This window comes from Sulfurovum sp. bin170 (assembly GCF_010892395.1).
Classification (GTDB): domain Bacteria; phylum Campylobacterota; class Campylobacteria; order Campylobacterales; family Sulfurovaceae; genus UBA1140.
Window position 1 is genome coordinate 1 of the sequence record NZ_JAACKB010000176.1, and the last position, 7,036, is coordinate 7,036.

The 7,036-nt window shown below is 36.2% G+C and carries 9 protein-coding genes; 4 read left to right on the plus strand and 5 right to left on the minus strand.

Going from position 1 to position 7,036, the window contains the following annotated elements:
- The 5 genes from GSY74_RS04080 to GSY74_RS04100 all read right to left on the minus strand — a co-directional run.
- Positions 1-422, minus strand: a 422-nt coding sequence (locus tag GSY74_RS04080) for a hypothetical protein (protein WP_188108692.1), incomplete at its 3' end; no start/stop codon positions are given.
- Complete coding sequence (locus tag GSY74_RS04085; protein ID WP_164663832.1) at positions 419-1,066, minus strand: ATP-binding cassette domain-containing protein; 648 nt, start codon at positions 1,064-1,066, stop codon at positions 419-421. The genes GSY74_RS04080 and GSY74_RS04085, both read right to left, overlap by 4 nt.
- 44 nt (positions 1,067-1,110) lie before the next feature.
- Complete coding sequence (locus tag GSY74_RS04090; RefSeq protein WP_164663833.1) at positions 1,111-1,818, minus strand: sulfite exporter TauE/SafE family protein; 708 nt, start codon at positions 1,816-1,818, stop codon at positions 1,111-1,113.
- Positions 1,805-2,323 carry a hypothetical protein gene (locus tag GSY74_RS04095; RefSeq protein WP_164663834.1) on the minus strand — a complete coding sequence of 173 codons (519 nt, stop codon included), beginning with the start codon at positions 2,321-2,323 and terminating at the stop codon, positions 1,805-1,807. The genes GSY74_RS04090 and GSY74_RS04095 overlap by 14 nt, the downstream gene beginning before the upstream one ends.
- 271 nt (positions 2,324-2,594) lie before the next feature.
- Positions 2,595-3,107: an asparaginase domain-containing protein gene (locus GSY74_RS04100; RefSeq protein ID WP_164663835.1), complete on the minus strand. Its 513-nt coding sequence runs from the start codon at positions 3,105-3,107 to the stop codon at positions 2,595-2,597.
- Between the two features lie 88 nt (positions 3,108-3,195).
- Here GSY74_RS04100 and fabI point away from each other — a divergent pair, with 88 nt between their 5' ends.
- The 4 genes from fabI to GSY74_RS04120 form a co-directional block, all read left to right on the plus strand.
- Positions 3,196-4,026 (plus strand): enoyl-ACP reductase FabI, encoded by an 831-nt coding sequence (fabI, locus tag GSY74_RS04105; protein ID WP_164663836.1) that lies wholly within the window; start codon positions 3,196-3,198, stop codon positions 4,024-4,026.
- A gap of 52 nt (positions 4,027-4,078) precedes the next feature.
- A complete protein-coding gene (gene rlmB / locus GSY74_RS04110) occupies positions 4,079-4,840 on the plus strand; it encodes a 23S rRNA (guanosine(2251)-2'-O)-methyltransferase RlmB (RefSeq protein ID WP_164663837.1) in 762 nt (253 codons plus the stop codon).
- A 9-nt stretch (positions 4,841-4,849) separates the two neighbouring features.
- Positions 4,850-5,743 (plus strand): TraB/GumN family protein, encoded by an 894-nt coding sequence (locus GSY74_RS04115; RefSeq protein WP_164663838.1) that lies wholly within the window; start codon positions 4,850-4,852, stop codon positions 5,741-5,743.
- A 2-nt stretch (positions 5,744-5,745) separates the two neighbouring features.
- Positions 5,746-7,036, plus strand: a 1,291-nt coding sequence (locus GSY74_RS04120; RefSeq protein WP_164663839.1) for a DEAD/DEAH box helicase, incomplete at its 3' end; no start/stop codon positions are given.

Below are 7,036 nucleotides of genomic sequence, written 5' to 3' on the forward strand. Positions count from 1 at the left end.
TTGAAACTAAAATACTTTTTGAGATTAATAGCTTTTAGTCGTATCTTTACTCTATGTAGCTTTCGAATAAGCAGAGCAAGTTTTCTAAGTGATACTCTATCTAGTCTCTTTTTATGAACTCCATCTATAAACTCACACACCATAACTTCATTCTCACTGTCAAGTAGAATTGGTTTTGCTCCAACTCCAACTCTATGGACTGCTTTTTGTACTTTGAATTCTGACTCTCTATCATTTTTTAGTTTGAATTTTCTGATGAGGTATTTTCTATCTGCTGTAGCAAGTAGATAATTTATATTGCAGTGACCTTGATTTTCTAGTGGTTTAAATAGCTTTATCTCTTGATTTTGAAATAGTTTGTATTGTTTGATATTGTGGATGTCGGGGAGAGGACACCCCGACCTACGGTTGTTTTTTGTCATTGCTCTGCAAGTTCTGAATTTTCTACTTTGTAAACTCTGTTTGCAATTAGTTTACAATCTTCAATCTCATGTGTGACCATAATTGTACAGAGACTTTTTTCTAGTGTTATCTGTTTGACAAGCTTCAACATCTCCAATCGAGTCTTGGCATCCAATCCCGTAAAAGGTTCATCCAAAAGCAGAATGGGTTGTACTCTTAGTAGCACTCGTGCCAAGGCTACTCGTTGTTGCTGACCCCCTGAAAGAGATGAAACGATAGTCTTTTTAAATTTTTCAAGTCCAACTTCTTTTAGTATCTTTTTCACTTTTTCTATATCACCCATAGAGTCTTTGAGTGTTTTACTAATACCCAAAAGTATATTTTTCTCTACAGATAGATGTTCAAATAGGTTATGGTTCTGAAAAAGTATGCTAATGGGTCTTTTTTCAATGGCTCTATTTGTAAAATCATCACCATTCAATTCAATAGTCCCACTAGAGGCATCTAAAAAACCTGCTATTAAATCAAGAAGAGTAGACTTTCCACTCCCACTCTCTCCCAATAGGGCGACTATCTCTTGCTCTTTTACCTCTATAGAATATTTGTAGGTCGGGATGCCCTCATCCCGACTATATTGGTATTTTAAATCAGTTACTTTCAGCATTTATCTTTCTCTTTCGGGGCTAAAGCCTCCAATTCCAAATATTTTTAATGACACTCTAAAATAGTTCTATCAGGCTCTACCAGATACCGATACCCATTATAGATAGTAAATGCCCCATAAAGTAAGACCGCAATAGCCGCCAGTTTAATCATAATATTCCTAAATGAAGCCTGTTTGAATATCCCCACAAAAAAGCCCAAAGAGAATAGGGCAGGGATGGTGCTAACTCCAAAGATAAACATAACCAATGCACCAGAGATTGGGTCACCTGTACTAGCTGCTGTAATCGCAAAGAAGTAGACAAATCCACAAGGAAGCAGACCGTTTAACATACCAAGCAGAAAAAAACTCAAAAGTGACTGACTGCGAAGTAGAGATTTGAAGCTCTGTTGATACCAGATAGACTTGGAGAATGAGTGCTCTATAATATGTAAGAACTTTGTCTTTCCGAGTAGTGAGAGTCCTGCTAATATCATGGCGATACCTGCAACTATCCATAGAACTCCATTTGCTGTATTGGAGAAAGTTGCTACACCACCGAGGTAACCAAACATTGCTCCTAGTGTCATATAGGTGAGTACTCGACCAAATGAGTAGAATAGGTGTGAAGTTGCCTGTTTTACTTTTCCCCATTTTTGGTTGATTTTGGTTCCAGAGTAGGCGATGACAATTCCACCACACATCCCCACACAGTGACCAAAAGAGCCTAAAAAAGCGATAGTTATTATAGATACTATATCAATGGTTTCCATTCTTTTCCTTTAGTAGCTGTTTTCTAATGGTTGGATTTGCCATAGTTTCACCTCTTAGTGTGAAAAGTTGCATCTCTTTAAAAGATATACGCTTTGTCCTTTTTCCTTTATAGGCTCCAAATCCATACTCCATAGGTGTTTTTTCATCTCGTGTATAGTGTGCCTCTCTCCCATCTATCCATTTTTGATTATCTAGACTATACACCCAGATAACAGCACTCTCTTTGAATGATGTTCTCTCTAGCCACTTTATCATACCACCGTGGTCGTGAAAAAACCAAGTTTTTCCATTTGGTGCTATCACCTGAGAAGCATACTCTATAGCATCAATTACCATACCACAGTCACTATCTTGAAAATGGTTCAGTACTATTGGTATAGGCTCTTTTGCTATATTGCCCTCAAAGATAGTTACCATCTGCTGTTTGCTAGATAGAGATATAAATAGTGTAACTATGATAGTGAGAAATGTGAATATTATTAATATCGGTTTTATAGTTTTCATATTTTCCTAAGTTATTATATTTTCGTATTATTAATAATACTGTTTATTAGTTAATTTTCTGTTAAATTTAAAAATTTTGAAAAAAATTAACATTTTTTGCTATTGTTTAATTCTATTAAAGTTAAATCTTGTTATAATTCTCTTGCAACAACATATATATCTTTAGTATCCCCCTATTTCTAAATCGCTAAAGATTAGATTAGTCTAGTGTGTTGTTGCACTTTACAATGGTATACTCTTTAGTATCCCCCTATTTCTAAATCGCTAAAGCTTAGAATTTATTCTTGTATACCATTGTCTCTTCAAACTTTCCTTTTTCTCTATTTTTTTTAACTCTGTTATAAAAATTAATTATACCATTTAGTGCTATATATAGACCATTTTGCTCTAATTTTTGTAAATAGCCATAAGCAGAGGTCAAATTTGCAGTAGCTTCAATAGGATTGATAGAGAATGGAACCATCGCCCCTGTTAGTATTATCTCTCTGTCCATTTTCACATTTAATAGATATTGAGCTGTTTTATCTATAGTATCTGTACCATGTATGACTATGATGCTTTTGCAATTGGAGCTTTGTATAGTTTGAAGAATTTTTTCCCTATCATTATCAACCATATCCAGACTATCTTTTCCAATTATATTTATAAATGTTAACTCTATAAGCCAGTTTTTTGTAATACTCTTTATGGCAACCCCTGTAGTATCTATATCTAAATCCCCTGTAATAGGGTTATAGACCTTATTAAATGTCCCACCTGTATCAATAATCAATATTTTTTTCACAATGAACGAGCCTTAATCTAAAAATTTATACAATATTCTATCTAATCGTGCTAAAATACGAAATTAATTTTTTAACGGAGAGAATCATATGATAATGAAAGGCAAAAAAGGAATCATCCTTGGAATTGCAAACAAAAAATCTATAGCTTATGGAATTGCAAAAGCGTGTCAAGAGCAGGGTGCTGAGATGGCAATCACATTTTTAAATGAGAGATTTGAGAGAAAATTAACTCCAATCGCAGAAGATTTGGAGTGTGGGGCTAGATTTTACCCTTGTGATGTCTCTAAACCAGAGGAGATAAAAGCTCTAAAGGATTCTATAGAAAAAGATATGGGTCAGATTGACTTTATCGTTCACTCTATCGCTTTTGCTCCCAAAGAGGGTCTTGGTGGAAGATTTGTAGATATTCCAAAAAATGCTTTTGATATAGCGATGGATATTTCAGTATATTCACTTATCGAAGTAGTAAGAGAGCTTAAACCAGTACTTTCAGATAACTCATCAGTATTGACACTTAGTTACTTTGGTGGAGTTAAGTATGTACCAAACTATAATCTTATGGGTGTGGCAAAAGCAGCTCTGGAGATGACTGTGAGATACCTTGCAGAGGATTTAGGAAAAGATGGAATCAGAGTCAATGCAGTATCAGCAGGCCCTATCAAAACTTTAGCGGCCGCTGGGATTGGTGATTTTTCATTCTTGCTCAAATGGAATGCAGCACATGCACCACTCAAAAAGAATGTAACTATCCATGAGGTAGGTAAATCAGGTATGTATCTGCTTTCAGATTTGAGTTCAGCTGTGACAGGTGAGGTTCATTATGTTGATAATGGATTTAATATTATGGGACTTCCAGCTGTTGATTTTGATGAAAAAGGTAAAGCAACAATCGCTTGGAATGGGACAGACAAGATTTAATGAATAGACATCTTACAAAAGTCTCCGACTCCAAAATAGTGAATAGTAAAAAATGAGAGCTAAAGATTCCAATACCTATATGGCTAAGAAAGCTTTTTTTGACAGAGTTATAACTATATATGGGCGTAATGCAGTGGCAGAGGCTTTGGAAGATAACTCGATACTCATTCACAAGCTTCACTTTTCAGACTCTAACAGAAAAGCATCCCAGCTAGATAAGATGATAACTATAGCAAAAAATAGAGATATAGAGATAGCTTATCATGATAAAAAAGCTCTATCTCGTATCTCAAAAAATGCCAAACAAGACCAAGGTGTGGCTCTGGATATAGTGTTAGAACAGGCTATGAGTGATGATGAGTTTTTGAAAAGTCATAATGAGTATAGAGTGGTGGTTCTTGATGGTATTCATAACCCTCAGAACTTGGGGATGATTATTCGCTCTTGTGCCGCTGGTGATATTAATGCTATTATACTTCCTACTAAAAATTCAGCACAAATCTCTCCTCTGGTTATCAAAGCTTCTGTAGGTACACTTTTTAGAATGCCTATTATAAAAACCAATAGTTTAGTTAAGACACTAGAGAAGTTTAAAAGAGCTAATGCAACACTATATACACTCTCTTCACAAGGCAAAAACTCCTACAAAGATGAGAAATATAGCACCAAGACACTTTTTATCTTAGGTAATGAGAGTGAGGGTGTTAGCCAAGATCTAGAGTCTATTTCTGATATTTCAATAGTTATTCCCATGAAAAGAGGAGTTGAATCACTTAATGTTGCTGTTACTGCCTCTCTATTAGCATTTTTATAGGATTTAGAGATGAGATTACTACAGATATTAGTTTTGATGATGAGTTTTTCTCTGCTTTCTCTAGCAAATCAGAATATAGAGAGACCATTTCTATGGGAAGTCAAAAAAGGGAATCAACACTTTTATCTCTTTGGTACGATGCACTTAGCTGACCCAAAACTACAAATTTTACCAAAAGCTCTAAAAGAGGTGATAGATAGAAGTGATATTGTTCGTACAGAGATACCAATGGATGCCTCGACACAGCTAAAAGCCACCTCAATGATGATACGAACTGATGGTAAAAAACTAAAAGATATTTTGCCATCTAAGCTCTATGCTAGAACAGGTAGTTATCTAAATAGTATAAATCCAGAGTTGAATCTTGTTCCATTTGAGAGTATGAAAGTTTGGGTCGTCTCAACCATAGTTACAACATTAGAAAACCAACTCAAATATCCAGATATGCGACCGATAGACACAGTTATCTACCACTACGCAAAGAGTCAAAAAAAAGATGTAGGTGGAGTAGAGACGATAGAGGAGCAGTTGAGTGTTATGGATAGTTTTACCCTAAAAGAGCAGATTTTGGGTTTAGAGTCATCTCTTGACTATCTTGATACAGGTGTGAATTTCACAGCAAAGATGAAAGAGCTGTATATGAGAGGTGACTCCAAAGATATGATGAGTTTTATAGAGAGTATGATGTTTCAGATGCCAAAATATAAAAAGATGGAGGAGAAGTTTATGAAGCTACTTCTCTATGATAGAAATGTTAAGATGGCTAAGAAAATAGAGAAACTTGTTACTACAAACTCTAAAAAACAGTCAGTTTTTGCTTTTGGTGTGATGCACTTTTTGGGTGAAAAGAGTGTTATAGAGATTTTAGAGCATCATGGATATATTGTAAAGAGGGTTAACTAAAAATGTCATTAGCAACACTGGGATTGTCCCCTGAAATTTTAAAAGCTCTAAAAGATAAAGGCTATGAAAATGCCACACCCATACAGAAAGAGCTTATCCCCGCTATGTTTGGTGGTTATGATATTATGGCAGGTGCTCAGACAGGTACAGGAAAGACAGCAGGTTTTGCACTCCCTATACTTCAAGAGCTTAACAGAGATTTCAAAGAGGGTAAACACCATCTAAAAGCGGTGATTTTAGTACCTACACGAGAGTTAGCCAAACAGGTTCATGCAAGTTTTGAGACCTATGGTCACTATCTACCTCTAAAGAGCGTGGTACTCTATGGTGGCTCAAACATGACATCACAAGCCAATAGACTCAAACGAGGTGTTGATATTATTGTGGCAACTTCAGGACGATTTTTGGAGCATGTGGGACAGAAAAACATCTCACTAGATGCAGTAAGATATTTGGTTCTTGATGAGGCTGATACGATTTTAGATATGGGCTTTGTACATGAGGTGACAAAAATACTAGCTTCCCTACCTGCTAAACGGCAAAATATTTTGATTTCAGCAACTCTTTCAGGTTCCGTTAAACGATTAGCAGAGCAGATACTCCATCGACCTAAATTGATAGAAGTAGATAGCATGGGAACTTCGGCAAGTATGGTAAAACAGACTGTTTATCCTGTGCTAAAAGAGCTAAAGAATGAACTGCTCTCCTACCTAATAGGTTCACGAAACTACAGCCAAGTTTTGGTTTTTGTTCGCAAAAAAGAGATTGCAGATGAAGTATTCAAAGAGTTGAATCTAAGTGGTTTAAAAACATCAGTTATCCATGGAGGAAAAAGTTCAGGAGTTCGCTCTCGTGCTTTGTCTGATTTCAAAGAGGGAAAAATTCGAGTACTAGTTGCCACCGACATAGCGGCACGAGGCTTGGATATCCCCACCCTTCCTGTGGTAATAAACTATGATATTCCTCATGTGACAGGTGACTATATCCACCGTATTGGACGAACAGGACGAGCAGGAAAAAGTGGTTTAGCCATTACGCTTGTATCACCCAAAGAGGAGGTAGCTCTAAAAGATGTAGAGCGACTTATGGCTAGAGCCATTGAGCGAGAACTTATTGAAGGGTATGCTCCTAAAGTTGAAAAGGTACAACGAGGAGCTAGAAAGACAGCCGATACCAAGAAAAAAACCGATGGGGCTTTTGGAAAAAAGAAGAGTAGCTCTGCTCCTACTAAAAAGAAACGAAAAACTACTAAACGAGATGGGTTTAAGGCGTTTGATGATGCTAAACCAAAAA

Bases quoted from the DNA above. Each gene is read 5' to 3' on its own strand.
- GSY74_RS04085 (WP_164663832.1), bottom strand. From the start codon at position 1,066: ATGCTGAAAGTAACTGATTTAAAATACCAATATAGTCGGGATGAGGGC.
- GSY74_RS04090 (WP_164663833.1), bottom strand. From the start codon at position 1,818: ATGGAAACCATTGATATAGTATCTATAATAACTATCGCTTTTTTAGGC.
- GSY74_RS04095 (WP_164663834.1), bottom strand. From the start codon at position 2,323: ATGAAAACTATAAAACCGATATTAATAATATTCACATTTCTCACTATC.
- fabI (WP_164663836.1), top strand. From the start codon at position 3,196: ATGATAATGAAAGGCAAAAAAGGAATCATCCTTGGAATTGCAAACAAA.
- rlmB (WP_164663837.1), top strand. From the start codon at position 4,079: ATGAGAGCTAAAGATTCCAATACCTATATGGCTAAGAAAGCTTTTTTT.
- GSY74_RS04115 (WP_164663838.1), top strand. From the start codon at position 4,850: ATGAGATTACTACAGATATTAGTTTTGATGATGAGTTTTTCTCTGCTT.